Annotated in this window: 18 protein-coding genes; 8 read left to right on the top strand and 10 right to left on the bottom strand. The window is 36.7% G+C overall.

The window, feature by feature from the left end; all coding sequences use genetic code 11:
* The first annotated feature begins 1 nt into the window (after nt 1).
* Nucleotides 2–868, top strand: a complete 867-nt coding sequence (locus tag BXY58_RS14055; protein WP_120214498.1) for an aldose 1-epimerase family protein — start codon at nt 2–4, stop codon at nt 866–868.
* A 60-nt stretch (nt 869–928) separates the two neighbouring features.
* Here BXY58_RS14055 and BXY58_RS14050 read toward each other — a convergent pair whose 3' ends face one another.
* Both BXY58_RS14050 and BXY58_RS14045 read right to left on the bottom strand, forming a co-directional pair.
* The gene (locus BXY58_RS14050; RefSeq protein WP_120214497.1) at nt 929–1474 is read right to left on the bottom strand and encodes a hypothetical protein; all 546 of its coding nucleotides are present in this window, start codon (nt 1472–1474) and stop codon (nt 929–931) included.
* A 133-nt stretch (nt 1475–1607) separates the two neighbouring features.
* Entirely contained in the window at nt 1608–3599 is a 1992-nt protein-coding gene (locus BXY58_RS14045; RefSeq protein WP_120214496.1) for a S9 family peptidase, read from the bottom strand.
* Nucleotides 3600–3787: 188 nt separating this feature from the next.
* Between BXY58_RS14045 and secG the strand changes: the two genes are divergently transcribed.
* A complete protein-coding gene (gene secG / locus BXY58_RS14040) occupies nt 3788–4129 on the top strand; it encodes a preprotein translocase subunit SecG (RefSeq protein WP_120214495.1) in 342 nt (113 codons plus the stop codon).
* 68 nt (nt 4130–4197) lie between these two features.
* Here secG and BXY58_RS14035 read toward each other — a convergent pair whose 3' ends face one another.
* The 5 genes from BXY58_RS14035 to BXY58_RS14015 form a co-directional block, all read right to left on the bottom strand.
* A complete protein-coding gene (locus tag BXY58_RS14035; protein WP_120214494.1) occupies nt 4198–4791 on the bottom strand; it encodes an HD domain-containing protein in 594 nt (197 codons plus the stop codon).
* 3 nt (nt 4792–4794) lie between these two features.
* The gene (locus BXY58_RS14030) at nt 4795–5484 is read right to left on the bottom strand and encodes an XAC2610-related protein (protein ID WP_120214493.1); all 690 of its coding nucleotides are present in this window, start codon (nt 5482–5484) and stop codon (nt 4795–4797) included.
* A 10-nt stretch (nt 5485–5494) separates the two neighbouring features.
* Nucleotides 5495–6187 (bottom strand): dipeptidase PepE, encoded by a 693-nt coding sequence (gene pepE, locus BXY58_RS14025; RefSeq protein WP_120214492.1) that lies wholly within the window; start codon nt 6185–6187, stop codon nt 5495–5497.
* Nucleotides 6188–6407: 220 nt separating this feature from the next.
* The gene (locus BXY58_RS14020; protein WP_120214491.1) at nt 6408–7646 is read right to left on the bottom strand and encodes a hypothetical protein; all 1239 of its coding nucleotides are present in this window, start codon (nt 7644–7646) and stop codon (nt 6408–6410) included.
* A 28-nt stretch (nt 7647–7674) separates the two neighbouring features.
* Nucleotides 7675–10128 carry a TonB-dependent receptor domain-containing protein gene (locus BXY58_RS14015; protein WP_120214490.1) on the bottom strand — a complete coding sequence of 818 codons (2454 nt, stop codon included), beginning with the start codon at nt 10126–10128 and terminating at the stop codon, nt 7675–7677.
* Between the two features lie 284 nt (nt 10129–10412).
* Between BXY58_RS14015 and BXY58_RS14010 the strand changes: the two genes are divergently transcribed.
* From BXY58_RS14010 to BXY58_RS13980, 6 genes are all read left to right on the top strand, one after another.
* On the top strand, nt 10413–10967 hold the full coding sequence (locus tag BXY58_RS14010) for an L-threonylcarbamoyladenylate synthase (protein ID WP_120214489.1): 555 nt from the start codon (nt 10413–10415) through the stop codon (nt 10965–10967).
* Nucleotides 10968–11448: 481 nt separating this feature from the next.
* On the top strand, nt 11449–12873 hold the full coding sequence (locus BXY58_RS14000; protein ID WP_120214487.1) for a CCA tRNA nucleotidyltransferase: 1425 nt from the start codon (nt 11449–11451) through the stop codon (nt 12871–12873).
* 7 nt (nt 12874–12880) lie between these two features.
* Nucleotides 12881–13192, top strand: a complete 312-nt coding sequence (locus BXY58_RS13995; protein WP_120214486.1) for a hypothetical protein — start codon at nt 12881–12883, stop codon at nt 13190–13192.
* Nucleotides 13185–13625 carry a GreA/GreB family elongation factor gene (locus tag BXY58_RS13990; protein WP_120214485.1) on the top strand — a complete coding sequence of 147 codons (441 nt, stop codon included), beginning with the start codon at nt 13185–13187 and terminating at the stop codon, nt 13623–13625. The genes BXY58_RS13995 and BXY58_RS13990 overlap by 8 nt, the downstream gene beginning before the upstream one ends.
* A 35-nt stretch (nt 13626–13660) precedes the next feature.
* Nucleotides 13661–14455 carry a thymidylate synthase gene (locus tag BXY58_RS13985; protein WP_120214484.1) on the top strand — a complete coding sequence of 265 codons (795 nt, stop codon included), beginning with the start codon at nt 13661–13663 and terminating at the stop codon, nt 14453–14455.
* Nucleotides 14456–14548: 93 nt separating this feature from the next.
* Entirely contained in the window at nt 14549–17059 is a 2511-nt protein-coding gene (locus BXY58_RS13980) for a M1 family metallopeptidase (RefSeq protein WP_120214483.1), read from the top strand.
* Between the two features lie 180 nt (nt 17060–17239).
* Here the strand turns inward: BXY58_RS13980 and BXY58_RS13975 are convergent, their stop codons facing one another.
* The 3 genes from BXY58_RS13975 to BXY58_RS13965 all read right to left on the bottom strand — a co-directional run bounded on the left by BXY58_RS13975 (nt 17240) and on the right by BXY58_RS13965 (nt 20741).
* Nucleotides 17240–17623, bottom strand: coding sequence for an HU family DNA-binding protein (locus tag BXY58_RS13975; protein ID WP_120214482.1), 384 nt, complete (start codon nt 17621–17623; stop codon nt 17240–17242).
* 353 nt (nt 17624–17976) lie between these two features.
* Nucleotides 17977–18276 (bottom strand): MGMT family protein, encoded by a 300-nt coding sequence (locus BXY58_RS13970; protein WP_120214481.1) that lies wholly within the window; start codon nt 18274–18276, stop codon nt 17977–17979.
* Between the two features lie 2 nt (nt 18277–18278).
* Nucleotides 18279–20741, bottom strand: coding sequence for a DUF5686 family protein (locus BXY58_RS13965; protein ID WP_120214480.1), 2463 nt, complete (start codon nt 20739–20741; stop codon nt 18279–18281).
* Nucleotides 20742–20746: the final 5 nt, after the last annotated feature.

Raw genomic sequence — 20746 nt, 5'->3', positions numbered from 1 at the left:
TATGATAACGATTCAAAATAATACACTAAAAGCGACTTTCAACGAACTTGGAGCAGAATTGACTTCTCTCATCAATCTCGAAACCGGAAAAGAAATAATGTGGAGTGGAAACCCCGATTTTTGGGGAGGACAAAGTCCAGTTCTTTTTCCAACTGTTGGCGCTTTGAAAAATGAACAATATATTTTTGAAGGTCAAACTTATGAATTGCCTCGCCACGGTTTTGCAAGAAGACGAACTTTTGAAGTAAAAAATTCAACTGAAAATGAAGTTATTTTTGAATTGAAATCTGATGAAGAATCTTTGAAAATTTATCCATTCGAATTCAGTTTGGAAATCAAATATACTTTGGTTGAGAACAAACTGACTGTTTCTTATCAAGTGAAAAATCTGTCTGAAAAAGAAATGTATTTTTCTCTTGGTGCACATCCTGGATTCGCCATCGACACAGAAAATGGTCTGAATTACAACGATTACGAAATTGCTTTTTCTGATGATGAAAAACTAGAAATCCATCCGTTGATTGATAATCTCATCAGCAACGAAACACAAACTATTGAGCTAGATAACAAAACGCTTCCGTTGTCTTACGAATTATTCGCAAAAGATGCGTTGGTAATGACAACGATGAAAAGCAGAGAATTGATATTGAGAAATAATAAAAATAATCACAAAGTCATTTTCACTTTTTCTAATTTTCCTTATTTCGGAATTTGGGCTGCGAAAAATGCGGATTTTGTTTGTTTAGAACCTTGGCAAGGCATTGCAGATTTGGAAAATCATAATCAAGAATTGACGGAGAAATTTGGGATTTTGAAACTAGAGAAGAATCAAGATTGGAAAGCGGGTTGGGCGGTTGAGATTGAATAATTCCCTTTTAATCACAAAAAACCCCTTCAGAGTTTTGAACTTTGAAGGGGTTTTTAAAAATTATTCCTTATCCAACTTATTCCAATATTCTAAAATTTTACTTTGAATATTTTCTGGCAAAGTTTTGAAATTATCTGAATAAACATCTTTGGTATAGCCACTTTCTGCCGAAGTAGAAATCTCATAAAGCTTATCTTTCTTAGAAAAAATCAAATGAACAGATTGTTGCTTTAGATCATAATCGTTCAAGGCGTAGATAAATAAAGCGTCGATACTTTTGTCTTTGTCATAATCTGCAAACGCTTTCCGTTGTCCCCAAGCACTTAAAATCCCATCGTGAGTCATCTGCTTTTTCGCAACAACTTTCCAGTTTCCATCAACTTTCGTAAATCTTTGGAACGTCATTTTGTCGGGTTTTGCACCTTTCTCGATTTTAGAAAAAATGAAAACATTATCCTCATTGTCCGGCGAATTGGCTTCGTCAACCTGAATAATTCTCGTTCCTTCATAAGGGAAATCTTTGTAGGAATCGGGATGTCTTACAACTGTGGAAACTTGTGCATTCATCAAAGTTCCGATGAATAGCATTGGTAATAAAAATTTCATATTTGTGTTTTTTATATTCAGCTAAAATAAAAAATTGCAGCCGAAAAATTTCAACTGCAATTTAAAATATTTTGAACCACCCCGTCAAAATTTTTTTCAAATTTTTGCCACCCCTCCAAAGGATGGGAATTTTCTAAAGTGTCTCCTTCAACCAATCAAAGAATTCTCTCTGCCAAACCAAACCATTTTGCGGATGTAAAACCCAGTGATTTTCGTTCGGGAAATAAAGAAATTTGGTTTTAAGGCCTTTTAGTTTTGCGGCTTGGAAAGCTTCCTGGCCTTGCTCATAAGGAACTCGGAAATCTATTCCGCCTTGGATAACCATAATCGGTTTGTTCCATTTGTCCACAAAATTACTCGGGTTGAAATCTGAATAAGCTTTAGGCGTTGGTTTCTGCCAATAGTTTCCGCCTAAATCCCAGTTAGCAAACCAAAGTTCCTCTGTCGTTCCGTACCAAGATTTCATATCAAACAATCCGTCGTGAGCAATAAACGTCTTGAACCTGTTCTCGTGAACGCCAGCCAGCATAAACACAGAATAACCGCCGTAACTAGCTCCAACAGCTGCTACTCTATTTCCGTCAACATAAGATAAAGTTTTAGCAAAATCGGTTGCTGACAAATAATCTTTAATCGGTTGTCCGCCCCAATCGCCACTGATTTCTTCATTCCATTTCACGCCCCAGCCCGGCATTCCTCTTCTGTTTGGTGCGACTACGATATAACCGTTGGCCGCCATCAAAGCGAAATTCCATCTTGTGGAGAAAAACTGCGTCAATCCGGATTGTGGTCCACCTTGGCAATAAACCAAAGTTGGATATTTTTTATTCGGGTCAAAGTTTGGTGGGTAATGGAACCAAACGCCCATTTCTTTTGCGTCCGTTGTCTTTACCATTTTCAGTTCAGATTTTCCCTGAACCAATTTGGAATAATTGTCTTTATTGATATTAGTAATTTGTTTCAAAGAACCTTTAGAATCAACTTCGAATAAATCAGCACTGTGATTGATATCGGTTTTCGTTACCCAAAGTTTTCCCTTGTTCTCCAAAACAACATCATTGATATCAAAATCTCCTTTAGTCAATTGTTTTACAATTTTATTTTTCACATCAACGGAGAATAATTGCTTAGTTCCTCTGAAAGCCGAAGTGAAATAAACTAATTTGGAATCCGAAGCCCATTTTACATCGCCCGTTACACTTTCGTCCCAAGCTTTGGTCAAATTAGTTTTTTCTCTGGACTTCCAATCCATAACCATTATGTCATTTTTATCTGCTTCGTAACCATCTCTTTCCATCGAATTCCAAAGCAAAAATTTTCCATCATTACTGAATTTCGGATTAACATCATAACCCATCATTCCTTCTGTTAAATTCGTAGTTTTTCCGGAAGCGAGATTATAAGCGAAAATATCTGTATTGGTACTTTGGGCGTATTCTGCCCCAGATTTTGCCTTCGTCACATAAAGCAATTCTGAAGAATCCGGACTCCAGACAAAATCCTCTGCTCCGCCAAACGGTTTCTGAGGTGAGTCAAAAGCTTTGCCTTCCAACAAATCTTTCGCCTTGTCTGCAGATTCTGAAACATTCACCACAAAAACGTGGTTGTATGAACCTTCGTTCCAAGCGTCCCAATGACGATGATTAAGGTCTGTATAAATTTGAGCCGTTGTTTTTGGTAAATCTTTATATTTATCTTTTCCTAAAAGGTTTTCAACATGAACAGCTTTGCTGAAAGCTACCTTTTTTCCGTCCGGAGAAATTACAATATTATCAACCTCTCCAATATTGTAAAATTCTGACCAAGTTTTCCCTGAATCTTTTGACAAGAAAATCTTGTTATTTTCTAAAGCATAAATCCCATTATTATCCCATTGAATCAAGCTTTTCTTTCCTAAATCAATTTTGGTTGATTGTCCGGAAGCATTAAGCCAAAAAGTTTCGGAATTTGATTTTTCAGTTTTAAGGTCTGTTTTGCTGATTTTATATATCAAAGCAGAATTATCCGGAGAAACGGACTGAACACCAAGGCGGTTGAGTGTCCACATAATTTCCGGTGTCATTACCTGTTGTGCATTCATCATAAAAGGCGCTGCTGTTGCAACAAGAATATGTTTTAGTTTCATTAATAATTAATTTTAAAAACTTAGCGAAGGTATTAAATATTGCTGTAATTGTAACAATGAGTAATTTCATCTATTTAATTCCCTCAGCAATGAAACTAATGTTGTGAAATTTATTAAAAAATAAGTTTTCATTTATTGATTTATAATCCCTATATTTGCGCTTCAAAATTTATTCTTAAGACGATACTATGAGCACAATATTTACGCTGTTTATGATTCTAATTATCATTGCTAGCATTTTATTAGTTATCATCATTATGGCGCAAAATCCAAAAGGAGGTGGTCTTTCCGGAACTTTCGGAGGAACTTCTTCTGCTACTTTCGGGGTGCAGAGAACCAACGACTTTATGGAAAAAGCAACCTGGACTCTAGGAACTACTATTGTAGTTTTGATTTTGTTAAGTATTATCCTTACAGGAAAACCTTCTCAAACAGCTCCAACAATGCCAGCACCGGTAAAATCTGAAGCACCGGTGAACGGGCCAGCAAATAATGCTCCAGCGACACATGCACCAGCTACAACTAAGTAATTAAAAGTTATTTATAAAAAAATAAGAACGCTTCCCATTTGGAAGCGTTTTTTTGTTGAGATCGATTCTTAGTTAATCGTTAATTTTTTCTCATCAATACATTTAGAAATCAAGTGATGGAAGCATTCTCCCATATCATCAGAAGCTCTGCAGATGGCATTTTCTAACATATTTCTAACCTGTTTCTCTGTAACTCCGGCTTCTGTCCAGCTTTTACCGGAAGTGTATGAGTTAAGAATAAATGGCATAATCCTGTCTATTGCACAAGCAAAAATAGCGTCCGGGGTCTCTTCCTCTTCGAACTCGATCCAAAGATTATAAAACTCATCTGCAATTGGTTGATCCAAAATTCCGAAAATCTTTTTGGCTGCCAATTTTTCTCTTTCAAATTTTCCTTTCATTCCTTCTTCATCAAAAAGAAATGTATCGCCAGCATCAATCTCTACCAAATCGTGGATTGATAACATTCTGATCACTCTTAACAAATTAATTTCAGTATTGTTTTTGGCATAAGGATAAAGAATCTGAGCCAGAATAATAATCTGCCAACTGTGTTCTGCCGTATTTTCTCTTCTGGAGTCGTCTGCATTGTAGTTTCTTCGCTGTACATTTTTCAAGGCATCAACTGCCAGGATAAAATCTATTTCTTTTTGTATTTTCATTTTTTATTCTTTGTAATAATCATCTGTCTTGTATTTTTTTGTCTTGATAACCCATTTGTTGTTAACCAACTTTCTGGTAATAACTTTCATATACTCGTCAGCACCGGTTGCATCTTCTTCCAACTCGTAGACTTTCTGCAAACCTTTCTTCGGAATGACGGCATATTCTGTTGTGATGTGCCAGCAACAACCAGATTTTGCAAAGGTTATCAATCTTTTTCTTTTGTGATCTGTCTGGAACATTCCAAGATTTTCGTAGGCCAATGCTGTAAGCTCGTCGCTTGGCACGAATTGTTTTTTTGAGACATTATAAACATAAACATCATAAGATGGTCCACCATAACTACTTTGATTTCCGTTTCTGACTGCGATATCTTCTGAACCATCAAAATTAAAATCATCAAAAATCAATGGACTTTGCTCATTATAAAGCTGAATGATATTAACGCTGGGCTTCTGCTTTTCGTTGAGATAAAAATACAAATCCTCCGACTGAAGTGTCTGGAACTTCTTTTTGGTTTTCTTGTCCATCAAAACAACAGTTCCCTGACCGTTACAGGTGTCGCTTTCGCAGGATTGAACGGTGATCTCTGCATCATAATTTTTGGATCCGTCCGTAATTATAAATTTTGATTGCGCCAGAGAGAGCTGCGCCATTACGACTAATGACAGTAATAATGCTGGTTTTTTCATTGGTTTAAATTTAAAGTTGTGTCCCGGGCGGTATTTCGTAAGGTTCTTTTCCTTTCTCGAAAATTCTTGTTGATTCTGAACCTTCAACTGTAATTTTATCATTAATTCTTCTAATCCAATTGCCCTCTCTCAGACCGATGACTTTGATGTCATTTTGCGTCAGGAATTCTTTGATTCTCGTTTCTCTGGTTTCTCCATTATGTTTGACTTCAGGATTTGGGTCGAGATAATGAGGATTAATATTGAAAGCAACTAATCCCATACAATCAAAACTTGGCGGATAGACGATCGGCATATCATTGGTCGTTTTCATATTAATGCCGCCAATGTTACTTCCTGCGCTGCATCCAAGGTATGGTTTTCCTGATTCTACATTTTGTTTCAGGATACTCATCAATCCTAATTCGTGAAGTGTTTTAACTAAGAGAAAGGTGTTGCCACCACCGGTGAAAAAAGCTTTGCCCGAATTAATCGCTTCTTCTTTATTTTCGAACTCGTGAAGACCTCTTACATTTATATTAATTGTCGCAAAAAATTCTTTTGCTTTCTGTGTATAATCGTTGTGGGAGATTCCTCCTGGTCTTGCAAAGGGAATAAAAATTAATTCATCAATTCCTTGAAAAAGAATCTTGAGTTCTGGTTTGAGATATTCTAAATATTGACCTCCGAAAAGAGTGGATGTGGATGCGAGGATGATATTCATCTGGAGATTTTGATTTGTTTGATAGCAAATTTCGGGAAATGTTTTATTATTACGGCTATAATTATTTCGATACTTCAATATTGTTTTCGGGTGTAAGAAAATAACTTTCGATCGCTCCAATATTAAATAAAAAAACCTGCAGAGGACCTGCAGGTTCAAAAATTTTTGATTTGATATGAAGAAAAAAGAAATTTTATCTTATTTCTGAGATGCCGAGTACTTATAAAGTACCAGCATCAGCTATGTCGAAACTAGTAAGACCTGTCCAACCTTTTGCCCAGTCTGGCAAAGCTGTACCGGCACCAGCACCTGTTGCGTTAGCGTTTACAGTATAATTGGCTGCACCAATACCTTTGTGAGCTGTATCTACACTGATTAGTCTTACATTGGTAATATAAGAACCGCTAGTGAACCAATCCAAAGTTCTAGGTGTTTCAAAATCAAGACCTGTTTTGAAGTTTGCAATCACGATGTTCTCAAACTTACCATTAGAACCAGCTCTTACTTTCAAAGCTTGAGATTCTGGATCTTTTTTGTTTCCGATGAATGTAGCATTCTTAACAGTTGGGTTAGAAACACCTCCATTTGCTCCATTAGTTGTATTAGCATCTGTATCCTGAGTATCTGCTTCTATACCCCTGTTTCCTGGTTCCAATGCATTTTCGTATTGTTTTTTTCTTGCAGCATAAAGATATTCTACTGTTCCACTCCAGCTTTCTGTCCAGTCAAAAGAATCATCTCCAACACCTGTAATAACAATGTGATCAACATTTACATTTCCACCGAACATCTCAACACCATCATCAGCACCATCTGTTACAAAAACATAAGAAACCTTAGTAGCGCTACCAACACCAAATAAAGAAAGACCGTTGAATTCTTTTGTCGGGCTATATTTGAAACCTGAATCTTTAATCACTACATATTGAATAACACTAGCTCCAGCATTATCAACTTTATCAGTTCCTCCATAAATAGAATCACCTAATTCTGATGTAGAAGTACCTGCAGCACTTCTGTTTGAAGGTGCATTACCAAGAAGGACGATACCACCCCAATGACCTTGTTTATGTTCTGTTCCTTCGAAAACTACCGGATTAGCAGCAGTACCATTAATAAAAATCTTTGCACCTCTTTCTACGATAAGGTATGATACGTTTTTAGCAGCCCCAGTAGTAGGATCAAGCTCACCTGCAGTCGCTTTAAACTTTGTACCGGCAGGGATTGTAAGAGAACCTCCGCTTTTAACAGCTAATTTACCTGTTAGTGTATAAGTTTTAGAAGCGTCCAAGGTTACATTACCTGTAATATCTCCTTTGAAATTGTTTGGATCGATCCCTGAATTATCAATAATCGTTTCCTCTGTAGTATCATCGCTATTACTACAAGATACAAATACTGCAGTTGTTGAAGCCAGTAATGATAAACCTACGATTGCTTTTAAGAATGTCTTTTTCATTTTATTAAATTTACTTTATTATTATATTTTAAAATTTATAAGATAAGTTGAGCCCAACCTGACGACCTCTAGTGTAATCTTTATGGGTAAAAGTTGCAGACCCGTCCAGATAATTCTGTTCGATTTTATAGTGTGGATTTAACAAATTTTTTGCACTGATTCCGATACTGTAGTTATTCACTGTAAAGTTTACATTAGCATCTAAAACATTTCTAGCCAATTCATAGAAATTACCTATTTTATTGGTTCCAATAGCATAAAGGTTTTTCCCTACTCTAGAATACGACAAGACAAAATCCACAGTATTATTAGTACTCCATTTGTAATTGTAGCCTAAATTGACATTAGCTAAGAAATCTGCTACCCCTTGAACGTCGTCTTTTTCCTGCCCACTAAATTGTGCTATTGTCCCAGCATTTTCTTTTGCAATTTCAGCTTCGCTTTTCAGTTCTTGCTGCGAGTGCATATAGGTAGCATTAATGAACGTATAGATTTTGGAACTATTCCATTTGTAAATATCTTTTCTGATTTCAAATTCGGCTCCGAAGATGTAAGCCCAATTAGCAACATTGAAATACGTCATATCCGGCGAAGCAGAAGAGAATGTTGTTCTTGCAATTGGATTCTGAATATATTTTCCAAAACCCGTCAAAGAGATAATCTCTCCAGATTTTGGGAATAGTTCCCATTTCAAATCAATATTGTAATTATCTGATGCATAAAGATTAGGATTACCTAAAACGTTTGTTGTTACATCATAATAAGCGATAGGAATGAGCTCTTTGGCTTGTGGCAAAGTATAAGTTTTAGAAGCCGCGAATCTAAGATTCTGTCTGTCATTTAACATATATTTTGCATTAAGAGCGGGCAAAAACTTATTATATGTTGTATTTTTTTCACCTGTATTGAGAATGTCTTGCCAAGCGTTATCAAAGTTGATGAAGTCATAACGACCACCGATCTGAACTACGAATCTATCTGAAAAATTAATGTCAAGGTTAGCAAAACCAGATTGGATATTTCTCTTCATCGTATAAGTACTTCTAGTTACATTATAGCTGAAAGCATCTCTGTTTCCTGCATTGATGTAAGCATCAATATCTTCGGGATTAACCATTGTAGAAGAAGTGGAGTTCAGACCAATTGTTGTTTGTTCAAAATCTCTATCTTTATAAGAACCATCATAACCGAAATTCAATTTATATTTGTCCGCAAAAGTTCTGGTCAAATAAATATGTCCTAAAACAGTACCGTCATTAAGGTCATCAAAATACCTGTGGTTGCTGATAGCGGAGCTTGCAATAAGCGTGTTATTAGCTGCATTGATGGTGTTTTGAAGACGATCTGGTCTTTTACTATTCAATTTGTTATAACCCACAGCCCAATCACCTGTCCAGCCTCCGACTTTATGACTTCCTGAAAACTGATTGATCCAGGTATCAGTTAATTTATTATCACCCCTGTTTATGATTACGTTTTGAGAAACATCGTTATTAAACCCTGTATAGACTTTTGCATCTTGCTCTGAAGAATGGATGTAGTTGGATGTCAACTTTAACTTGTTATTGCTGTTTAATTTATAATCCAAATTAAGCAAAGCAGTTGTATTGGTTTTGTAGTAAGAGCGCTTTACATTATTATAATTACTACTTACAACGCCTCCAGCAAAATAGAAACCTTCTTGCCCTTCGCTATATTCATACGAGTTATCAAAACCTGCATAACCAAAGAGAGCTAGTTTCCCAAATGTTCTGCCACCTTCTATGTTTATACTTGAGTTAAACGGGTTCTGTGCATTTTTAAAGTTCCATTTTGTAGTAAAAGGATATGGTGCTCCAGCTGCGTTAGGATTTCCTTTGATATAAGTTGATTCTTTAAATCCGAAAAATCCTGGTCCACCATCTTGAAGTTTGAATTTGCCATTATCAAAAGTCTGCATATTAATACTACTTCCGATTCCGATTTTAAAGTATGGTTTTCCGGTATGTTCTTTTGAAACTATGTTGATATTAGCTCCTCCAAAATCTCCAGAAAATCTAGGATTATAAACTTTATCAAGAGAAACATACTCTATCATTGACGTTTTGAAAATCTCAAGATCAACATTTTTATATTCTGGATTTTCAGAAGGGATCTCAAGACCATTAAGAGTTGTTGCGTTAAAACGATCTCCCAACCCACGTACAAAAATCTGCCCACTTCCCTCTTGTTTAAGAGTTCCAGTAGCTTTTGTCACCGCAGTAGCCACATCTCCGACTCCTTGCTTAGACAACTGAGCGGCACCTACTCGTTCGATTACTTCAACAGATTTTTTCTGTGCCGTGATGATATTAGCCTCGGTACTTTTTTTAGTGTTACCGATGATTTTCACCTCGTCGATTTTCTTTTCACCCTTTAGTGTATCTTGGGTAGTTTGTGCCAATAAAAGAGACATTGGCATACAAAGAAACAAAGCACTGATGCTTATAGTTTTTACTTTCATTTTTTACTTTCCTTTTTCTTCGTTGCCAAAGAAATGATATGGAAAGCAATCGAAATGTATAAGAATTTTTAAATATTCTTTAATTAAGCGTTACGAAAAATCACATTATGTTAAATCAAGTTTAACAGGTTAATACTTTTTAAAAATCTGTTCATTTATTGTTAAATTTGCAATAGATAATTTTATCTATCAATTTTATTAAAACACAACAAATAAATGAAAATCAACATATTATGAACCTTAACAGTTATTCATATTTGATTTTCACCAAAATTTGAACTTAAATGGACTTAACTCAAGCAATAGAAATTTTACAATCCGGCGGAACCCTACTTTACCCAACCGACACCATCTGGGGAATTGGTTGTGATGCGACCAATCCGGAAGCCATTAAAAAGATATTTGACATTAAGAAAAGAGAGCAAAACAAATCTCTTATTATATTAGTAGAGTCCGAGAAAAGATTGCAGGATTTGGTGGATGTTCCCGAGATGGCTTGGCAAATCATCGACCTCAGCGAGAAACCCGTAACAATAGTTTATGAAAATCCGAAAAATCTTCCTAAAGAACTATTAGCAGAAGACGGAAGCGTCGGAATCCGAATCGTAAAAAATGATTATTGCAAAAAACTCATCGCAAAACTAAACAAACCTCTCGTTTCAACATCAGCCAATCTCAGCGGGCAAAAGTCCCCAATGAAATTCAGCGATATCTCAAACGAAATCAAAAATGCGGTTGACTATATAGTAGAAGACAATCACGACAAGGTTTCAGAATTTTCCGGTTCTTCTGTAATTAAGGTATGGAATAACAGTCAGATTAAAGTATTGAGAGAATAAAAAAAACCGGCGGATGACCTTTTACAAGACCATCCGCCGGAAAAATAAACTATGAAAAAAAACTACTTTTTGTATTGATCATAATCTCAAAAAGAATACCGCACCTATTTTCATAGCAAAATGTCTGATTCTTAACTCTCTAAACAAAACTTAAAAGACAAAAAGTCCTGATTTTCAAAAATTTGGGCGTATCTCCATATTTTTCCCAACAGCATTTCCCAATTAAAAAATATGAAGACCGCGCTATCCGCTCCTATCTTTTTTGCCGGCTCGCAAGCCGACAAAAAAGGATATCCACTACTATCGCTTACGCAGCTGCGCATAGTAGAAACTTTTCCCAAAAGAATTATCTTTGCAAACAAATAAAACCAGAGTTTCAATGTTCTTGCTAAGTAAAATAACTTGCGAACTTAAAAGCAGTTAGTAGTTAAATGAATCTTTGTGAACTTTGCGTTTAAATACTCTTTTTTGAAGTAATAAAATGTTTATCAATCTCAACCAAAATAAAAACCTCAAACTTTTCAAAATCATTTCTGAAGTTGCCGACAGAAACGGACAATCCGTATATACTGTTGGCGGATTCGTAAGAGATCTCCTGATGCAAAGAAAAGCACCAACCGACATCGATTTCGTAACAGAATCCAGCGGAATAGAACTCGCTGAAAATATCGCCCAAGAAATTGATCCGAAAACAAAAGTAGCCATTTTCAAAACATATGGAACCGCGATGTTCAAATACAAAGATCTGGAACTTGAATTTGTTGGTGCCCGAAAAGAAAGCTACAGCGAGGATTCCAGAAAGCCATCTGTAGAGATCGGAACTTTGGAAGATGACCAAAAACGAAGGGATTTCACAATTAATGCAATGGCGATTTCTCTTAACAAAGATAATTTCGGGGAATTAATTGATCCATTTGGTGGGATGCAGGATTTATCTAATAAAATTCTGAGAACGCCTTTAGAACCTCATCAGACTTACTCTGACGACCCTTTGAGAATGATGAGAGCGATTCGCTTTGCAACCACTCTGGATTTCGAAATCGATGAAAATTCACTCAAAGCCATTAAAGAGGAAGCCGATCGAATGAAAATCGTTTCTATGGAACGAATTATGGTGGAATTCAACAAAATAATGCTTTCCGGCAGACCTTCGAAAGGTTTAAAGTTATTAGAAGAAACCGGACTATTAAATTACATTCTTCCAGAATTGATTGCTCTAAAAGGCATCGAAGATATCGACGGACAGACGCATAAAGACAATTTTTATCACACCTTAGAAGTGGTTGACAATATTTCGCAGAACACAAATAAACTTTGGCTTCGTTGGTCAGCTCTACTTCACGATATTGGAAAAGCGCCTACTAAAAAATTTGTAGAAGGAATTGGCTGGACATTTCACGGCCACGAGTTTGTGGGTTCAAAACAAATCAAAAACATTTTTAAACGCTTGAAACTCCCTCTTGGAGCAGAGCAGAAATATGTTGAAAAACTGGTGAGAATGCACGCACGACCGATTGCTTTGATTACGGATGATGCTTCAGATTCGGCACTGCGACGATTACTTTTTGATTCCGGGGAAGATATGGAAGACCTTTTCACGCTTTGCAAATCAGATATCACTACCAAAAATTATTCTAAACAAACTCGTTTCAAAAAGAACTTTGAGTACGTAGCTCAAAAGATAAAAGAGGTTGAAGAAAAAGACCAAGTAAGAAATTTCCAGCCACCGATTTCCGGAGAAGAGATTATGGAAATGTTCAACCTGAAACCGGGAAAAGAAATTGGAATCCTGAAAGAAAAAGTGAAAGAAGCTATCCTGGAAGGTGACATCAAAAATGACAAGGATGAAGCGAGAAGTTTTGTGATTGCTGAAGCGGAAAAATTAGGATTGACTTTGATAAAGTAATAATGGAATGCTTTTAGGAATATTCGATTATATATTATTAATAGTCATTTTAATTTTCAATATTGGAGTTTGGAAATATAAAATAATTAAGAAAGGTAATAAAATTCTTTATTTGTCCATTTTTCTTCTATTTGGATTTATAATTCCCTTTTTCTCTATTGATTTTGAAATAAAAAATTTGACTAAAAATATTAAAGAAATTGATAGCTTTACTTTTTTATATACTTATTTTAGATTTCCTACTTGGTGGCTTTTTGGAATTTCAGAAATATTCTTTTTAAAATATCAAATAAAAACTGTGAAAAATATTGATGGATAAACTAGAACTAATAAAAATCGTTAGACAAAAACTCTCCGAAAAAATCCAGAATTTCGAAAAGCTGATTGCAGAAACCCGAGCTTCCAGCAACGATACCAAAAGTTCGATGGGCGATAAGTATGAGACAGGAAGAGAAATGCTTCAGCAGGAGATCAATAATCTACAGGTTCAGCTTAATGAAGTTTTGAAGCAACAGGATTTTATAAAGACCATTCTCATAAAAACTTCTGACAAAGCCGAAAAAGGAGCGATTGTAAGAACAGAAAGAGGTTTGTTTTTTATCTCAGTTTCTTTAGGCGAAATCACTTTTGAAAATCAAAAAATCATTTGTATTTCTCCGGAATCTCCATTAGCAAAAGCCATGATTGGCAAAAGAAAAAGTGAAAACTTTTCGATCAACAACATCAATCAAAAAATTGAAAATATCTGGTAAAAATTACCGTATTTTGTAATTCATAATTAACCACAATGCAAAACTACCTTGATCTACTTCAGCATATTTTAGATAACGGAACCGACAAAACCGACAGAACAGGAACGGGAACACGTAGTGTTTTTGGTTACCAACTGCGTTATGATTTATCGAAAGGATTTCCTTTGGTAACGACGAAAAAGGTTCACTTGAAATCTATTATCTATGAATTGCTTTGGTTCATCAAAGGCGAAACAAACATTAAATATCTGAAAGATAACGGTGTGTCAATCTGGGACGAATGGGCAGATGAAAACGGAGATTTGGGTCCTGTTTATGGTGCACAGTGGAGAAGCTGGAGCGGAGCCGACGGAAAAGTGGTTGACCAGTTCTCTGAAGTGATTGAGCAAATCAAAAAAAATCCGGATTCCCGCAGATTAATAGTTTCCGCTTGGAACGCTGCGGAAATTCCGAATATGGCTTTGGCACCTTGTCACGCTTTGTTTCAGTTTTATGTTGCTGATGGAAAATTATCACTGCAGCTGTATCAAAGAAGTGCTGATGTTTTCTTGGGAGTTCCTTTCAACATTGCGAGTTATGCTCTTTTGTTGATGATGGTGGCGCAGGTGACAGGACTTGAAGTTGGTGATTATGTTCATACTTTTGGTGATGTTCATATTTATAACAATCATTTTGAGCAGGTTCAGAAACAGCTTTCAAGAGAACCGAGACCTTTACCAACAATGAAACTGAATCCTGAAATCAAAGATATTTTTGATTTTGATTTTGAGGATTTCACTTTAGAAAATTATGATCCGCATCCGGGGATTAAAGCGCCGGTGGCGATATAAAATCAAGTGGGAATTTCCCACTTTTTTTGTAACAATCCTTTAAAAATCAAGACTTATAACATTTAAAATAATCAACGAGATAAATTCGGAAGAATGAAAAAGATATTCATAGCTGCACTTTTCTTGGGTGCAATTTTTAATTCAAATGTTGTTTTTGCACAAACGGAAACTTCTGGCAGAAACGTTCCTTACAGAGCAACTCATACCAAAACTACAGAGCTAAAACACACCAAGCTGAAAGTCAGTTTCGACTATCAGAAAGAACAGATGAACGGTGAAGAATGGCTGACCGCAAGTCCGTTTTTCTATGCGACCAACGAATTGGTTCTTGACGCCAAAGGGATGTTGATTCACGATGTGGCTTTGGATAAAAACGGTTCTAAGTCTCCTTTGAAATTCGATTATAAAAACGATGAGCTGAAAATCACACTTGATAAAACATATCAGAAAAATCAGGATTATACTGTTTACATCAAATACACAGCACGTCCGAATGAAGTAAAGCAAGAGGGAAGCGCAGCAATTAATGACGCAAAAGGGCTTTATTTTATCAATGCACAAGGCAAAGATCCGGATAAACCAACTCAGATCTGGACGCAGGGAGAAACAGAATCTTCATCTGCCTGGTTTCCAACCATTGACAAATCCAACCAGAAAACTACTCAGGAAATCTATATGACTGTTCCTGATAAATATGTTACCCTTTCCAACGGTATTCTGAAAGATTCTCAAAAAGAATCCGGCAATATGAGAACAGACCATTGGGTGATGGATAAAAGACATTCAACTTACCTTTTCTTTATGGGCGTTGGAGAATACGCAATTGTGAAGGATAAATGGAGAAATATTCCTGTCGATTATTACATCGAAAAGGAATACGAGCCTTATGCAAAACAGATTTACGGAAACACGCCGGAAATGATTGAGTTCTTTTCTAAAAAGTTAGGCTACGACTACCCTTGGGCAAAATATGCGCAAATCTCGGGAAGAGATTATGTTTCCGGCGCAATGGAAAACACTACTGCAACACTTCACGGAAGTGATATTCTTCAGAAACCTGGACAACTCATCGATGAGAACAAATGGGAAGACACCATTGCTCACGAATTGTTCCACCATTGGTTTGGAGATTTGGTTACGGCAGAAAGCTGGAGTAACTTAACGGTTAACGAATCTTTTGCCAACTATTCCGAATATCTGTGGAACGAATATAAGTACGGAAAAGATCAAGCCGATTATCACCAGATGGAAGATGTGAATCATTATATTCACAATCCTGGAGACTTCAAAAAGGATTTGGTACGATTCAATTATGCTTCCCGTGAAGATGTTTTCGACTTGGTAACTTATCAGAAAGGTGGCGGAATTCTTCATATGTTGAGAAACTATCTTGGCGATGATGCTTTCTTTGCCGGAATGAACGACTATCTAAAAACGTATGAATATGGCAATGCCGAAGCGCATCAGTTAAGATTGTCTTTTGAGAAAGTGTCCGGGAAAGACCTGAATTGGTTCTTCAATCAATGGTATTTCGGAAGCGGACATCCGAAATTGAGCTATACTTCAACTTACGAACCTGTTAAAAAGCAAGTAACTGTGGTTATCAATCAATCTCAGGATCAGCCTTTTGAGTTTCCTCTGGCAATTGATGTCTATGATAACGGAAAACCTAGCAGAAAACAAGTTTGGGTAGATGCCAAGGCGAAAAATACGTTCACTTTTGATTCTTCTAAAACACCTGATTTGATCAATATCAATGCTGATGGAATCCTGGTCGCAGATGTTACGGAGACTAAAACACCAGAACAAAGTTTCCTTCAGTTTACGGGATCTAAAGAATACAAGAGCAAATCTATCGCCTTAAGCAATATTAAAGAAGACGCCGGGAAAAACCCTGCAGGTATCAAATTGTTGGCAGCAGCATTGAAAGATCCTTTCTTCAGAATCAGAGAGCAGGCTTTGGAGCAAATCGATTTAACGATTCCTGAGCAAGCAAAAGTTTTGACTGTTGAGGTTGAAAAGTTAGCCTCTAACGATCCGAAAACTTTGGTCCAGGCTGCAGCGATCTCAGCATTGGCAAAAACCAAAAATACAAAGTACGGTTCGATCTACGAAAAAGGTCTGAATGCTGTTTCTAATGCCGTAAAAGGATCTTCATTGGCAGGAATTGCAGAGCTGGATCCGTCAAAAGCAGCTGCATCCATCGAAAACATTGACCTGAACGGTGCTTCAGATGATTTGATATCCAAGCTGCTTCCGATCATTGTAAAGAATAAAATCGAGAAACAGATGCCGGCTATCGGAACAACTGTTGCCTTCTACCCTTTCATCAAGTTCCAGGATCCTACTTTGGGCAAATCTGCTGAGGAAGGATACAATTGGATTATGAGTTCTGACAACCTGAAAGCCACTGAGAAAGTGACTAAAGTTTTGGTTCAGGCAAAATCTCAGATGCCGGACAATCCGCAAGTGAAAATGATGATTGTACAGATGCTAAAAGATGGGCTAAATAAGAAAATGGAAGTTCTGAAAAACAATCCGAACAGCCCAACCATCAATCAACAGATTGATGCCATCAACAAAACGATTGAAGCTTTCAAATAAGTTCTATCACGAATATCAATATAAAAGCCATCTCAGTTGAGATGGCTTTTATATTGGTGTTATAATAAATAAAAACCCCGCAGACCAAAATAGTAAAAAAAAAAAAACACAAATGATTATGATAGTAAATCCACCAACCAATACTATATGATCTACGGGAAATAATTAACTAAAAAACACCTAACTTTTCTTCTGGAACGTTGCCAGCTTCAAGGCGTCTTTTATCATCTTCCCGGGGCGGAACACCGCCTTTACACTTTTGATATTGGCGGCTGTCACCTCTTTCTCTGTTTCTGCACCCATACTGGATCCTCCTGCCTGTAAGGTGAAATAATCTCCCACATACACGATTTTGCCATCGGCTACATCCTGCGCTATTTTCTCGAACGTACTTTCTAAGACGGCAAGGATATCGGCTTTTGAAACAGTGGACATTGTGCTGGCGTGCTTTGCAAGATCAGACAAAGTGGTTTTGCCATCACCCACGATATTGGCGTAATACTTTGCAGGCGCATCCAAATCTCTCGGATTTTTACGTGGAACTACGTTAAATTTAATAGACATTGTTTGTGTTTTTAATTAAAAATTAAATTTATTTTATGAGATAAAAATATAAATTTTAATTAAACAAAAAAGCAAATTGAATTAATATTTTCAATCTGTAGATAAAAATCTACAAAGAGAATGAAAAACAACAAGTCGTTTTATAAAAAAGAACTTGATCTTTTGATTAAAACAACTTGACCTTTTGTATAAAATATCAAGTTGTTTTTAAGTACCTCTACAAATGCCCTATTCATAAGGCTTGCAGAAGGGCATTTTTTTAGATTAATTTCACTAAAAATCGGAGTCAATTCCTGTTATTAATTATATAAAAAGAAAACCCCTTAGCTTGTAACTAAGGGACATTTTATTAATTATAATTCCGCTAATGGATCCCAAAAGAGGGTTTTAAAATCTTTGATCTTCCAATTCTCCTGTACCACCACATTTTCTTTTTCCAATCTTTCCCGGAACGATGGGACAGATAATTTTCCCGAACTGCTGATAACCCTGTGCGCCGGAACATCTTTGGGACAATTGCCCATCGCATTGCCCACGTGGCGGGAATGATTGGGATAACCCACTGCCTTTGCAATAGCGCCGTAGGTGGAAACTCGACCTTTAGGAATTAGTCTGGTGACTTCATACACCTGTTGCTTGAATAGATCGTTCATTGTTAAAATTCTAGAAGTTTAAGCTTGAGCTGGACTGCAAAATTATCTTTAAAATTGTTATTGGCATAATGCCCGACTCTGTAGAAGAAACCTAAGTTAAAACGGGAACTCAGAAAGTTGTTGTATTCGAAACCGACTTCCTGGTACAGATGATCCAAAGGCGAAAATTCGAACTGATGATATTCCGGGTTTTTCATATTACCAATCACACCTTTATAAATAACATCAAAACTGGACGTGTTCTTACCAAAACTCTTGAAATACCAAGGAATGCGATGCGTGATAAAGTAGCCGGCAAACTTATCATTAAAATATTTCCCAGCAGTCATTGTAGCGAACCCAAGATAGGTCGTGAAATTGAAATTGGATAAGATGCCTGTATTCTTATTAGAATCCAAACCGCCCATCTCGAAAGCGTGCCATATTGGTGCTTCGCCAAGATAATAACCACCATATACTCTTGTCCCGGTATTTCCTAAAATAGTCCTGAACTGATGGGTGTACAGAACATCCAGTCTGCTGTAATTGAAATCGCCGCCCAAAGTTTTGTAACCTTGTTCATAGTTGAAATAGACCTCCGGAAAGTTCTGGTCATATGTATATTTTCCGGCAGGCGTCATAATGTTTTTACTATTCGGAGAGAATTTGATCGTTGCCAACGAGCTGAATGTCGTAAACTGACCGGACTGATTCATAAACTGATAATCGAATCCTGCTTCTTCGGTCTGTCTTTTTGCAGAGACATTTAAAGTTAAAGAATTAGAAAGATCGATTTCATAACCTGCGCGGAAACCGTCATACTTATAATATTTATCATTCTGAATAGACATTCCCGTATTATTGATGGACATCTTCATATTCCAAAGATTTTGGCTGAACCTTCCCGAAGCGGCCACATCGTGGAAATATTCGATTCTGAAGAAAGAATTTCTTTCCAAAGTGGTTCGGAAATCGATCCCTGCACCATATTTCCAATCTCTGTCCTTGAAGCCATAAGCCAAATAAACATCAGGCGAAATGTAACGGTTGAAACGCTCATTCATCTTAAAGCCAGCACCTAATCTGAAACCTTCGTAGCGGTTGTATTTGGTTTGTAAAGGATCAATATCTACCAGTCCTACTGTGAATTTCCCTCTTAACAACGCCGTCAAAACCTTGACCTTGCTGTCCAATGTATATTTTTTACCGAGACTGTCAATCTTGACATAAGTCTGCTTTTCCCTGGTTGTAAGACTGTCGGTTCTGTATTGATCCAGCAATGTTCCATCTGCATTCTGAACGCCCATTGTATAACCGCTAAACTGAGACGCTTTGAGTTCTACAGGCGTCTGGAAATCGAAATAATCGGCTTTCATATAAGCATAATTACCAAATCTTTTGGTTTTGGACAACCGTTCTTTTTTCTCTTCAGCCGTTTCGTTGTCTTTCTTTTTAACCGTCGAAAATTCTGATGATCCCATTTTGATTTTAAGGTTCTCGGTCTTCAGAAACCATTTGTTTTGAATCGGAATCCAAACCGAAGTGATGCTTCCGTCTGTTCTTACTTTGCTATTACTCTCGATTTTTTTGATGGCATAAGTTTCTTTATCGATGTACAGATAACCGTTGTATTTTCTACGGTTAACAGGCACTTTGTAATCCACCTGACGGAAACGGATGACGAAATTCTCTCTGCCATCAATATCGATAGAGTCTGTTAAGAAATATCTGTAAAGGCTTCTGTTTTCGGGAAGAATTTCTCTTGGGATTTTGTCTCTGTTGGATCTCAGAGCCAGCATCTCATAAACAGGATTTTTCAAACCGGAGATTCTGTTATCCAGGATATTAACTTTCTCGCCATATTTTTTAGAATACAAAAACTGCATCGCACGTTCCCAAAGAAACATTTTGCTGTCTTTGATGACCGACATCATCTGTTCACCTTCTATAGAATCCTTTTTCTTTTTATCTTTCTGGGAAAAATCACGATTCGGAAGCTTTGATAAAGAGTCTTCTCTAGCATCTATGAACCTTCTGTACTCTCTGATGCTGTCCTCATCCACATCATAAGACATTTTTTCATACGACTTGTAGGAATAAGAATCTAAGGCATTAGGAGAATTATCCTTAAAACTTCGGAAAACTTTATCTATGATTGCCAAAGCTCTCGGGTCGCTTTCGTTGGAAAGTGTTACGCCTTCTATCTCGTGGGTTTTGGCGTTTTCTCTGTCCAGTTCCAATTCCATTATTTTGTCAACAACAACTTCATCTCCTATAAACCCGTTGATTTCTACATCAACCTTGGAACATTTGGTTGTGAAAGTGGCTACACCTTTCTCATCGGTCTCTGTTATGTATTGATTATTACAATAGACTTTCGCGCCTTTGATCGGCTTATGATTGTCCGCTCTATAAACACTCAGCGTGCTTTGAGAAAAAACAATTGAGAAACAAAACAGAAAGGTTAAAGAAAAGATTTTGTTCATAGTTT

Origin of the sequence: Epilithonimonas arachidiradicis (genome assembly GCF_003610695.1) — a bacterium.
GTDB classification, from domain to species: domain Bacteria; phylum Bacteroidota; class Bacteroidia; order Flavobacteriales; family Weeksellaceae; genus Epilithonimonas; species Epilithonimonas arachidiradicis.
The sequence above is the reverse complement of the archived record's forward strand: the minus strand, read 5'-3'. Positions and strand labels throughout refer to the sequence as shown.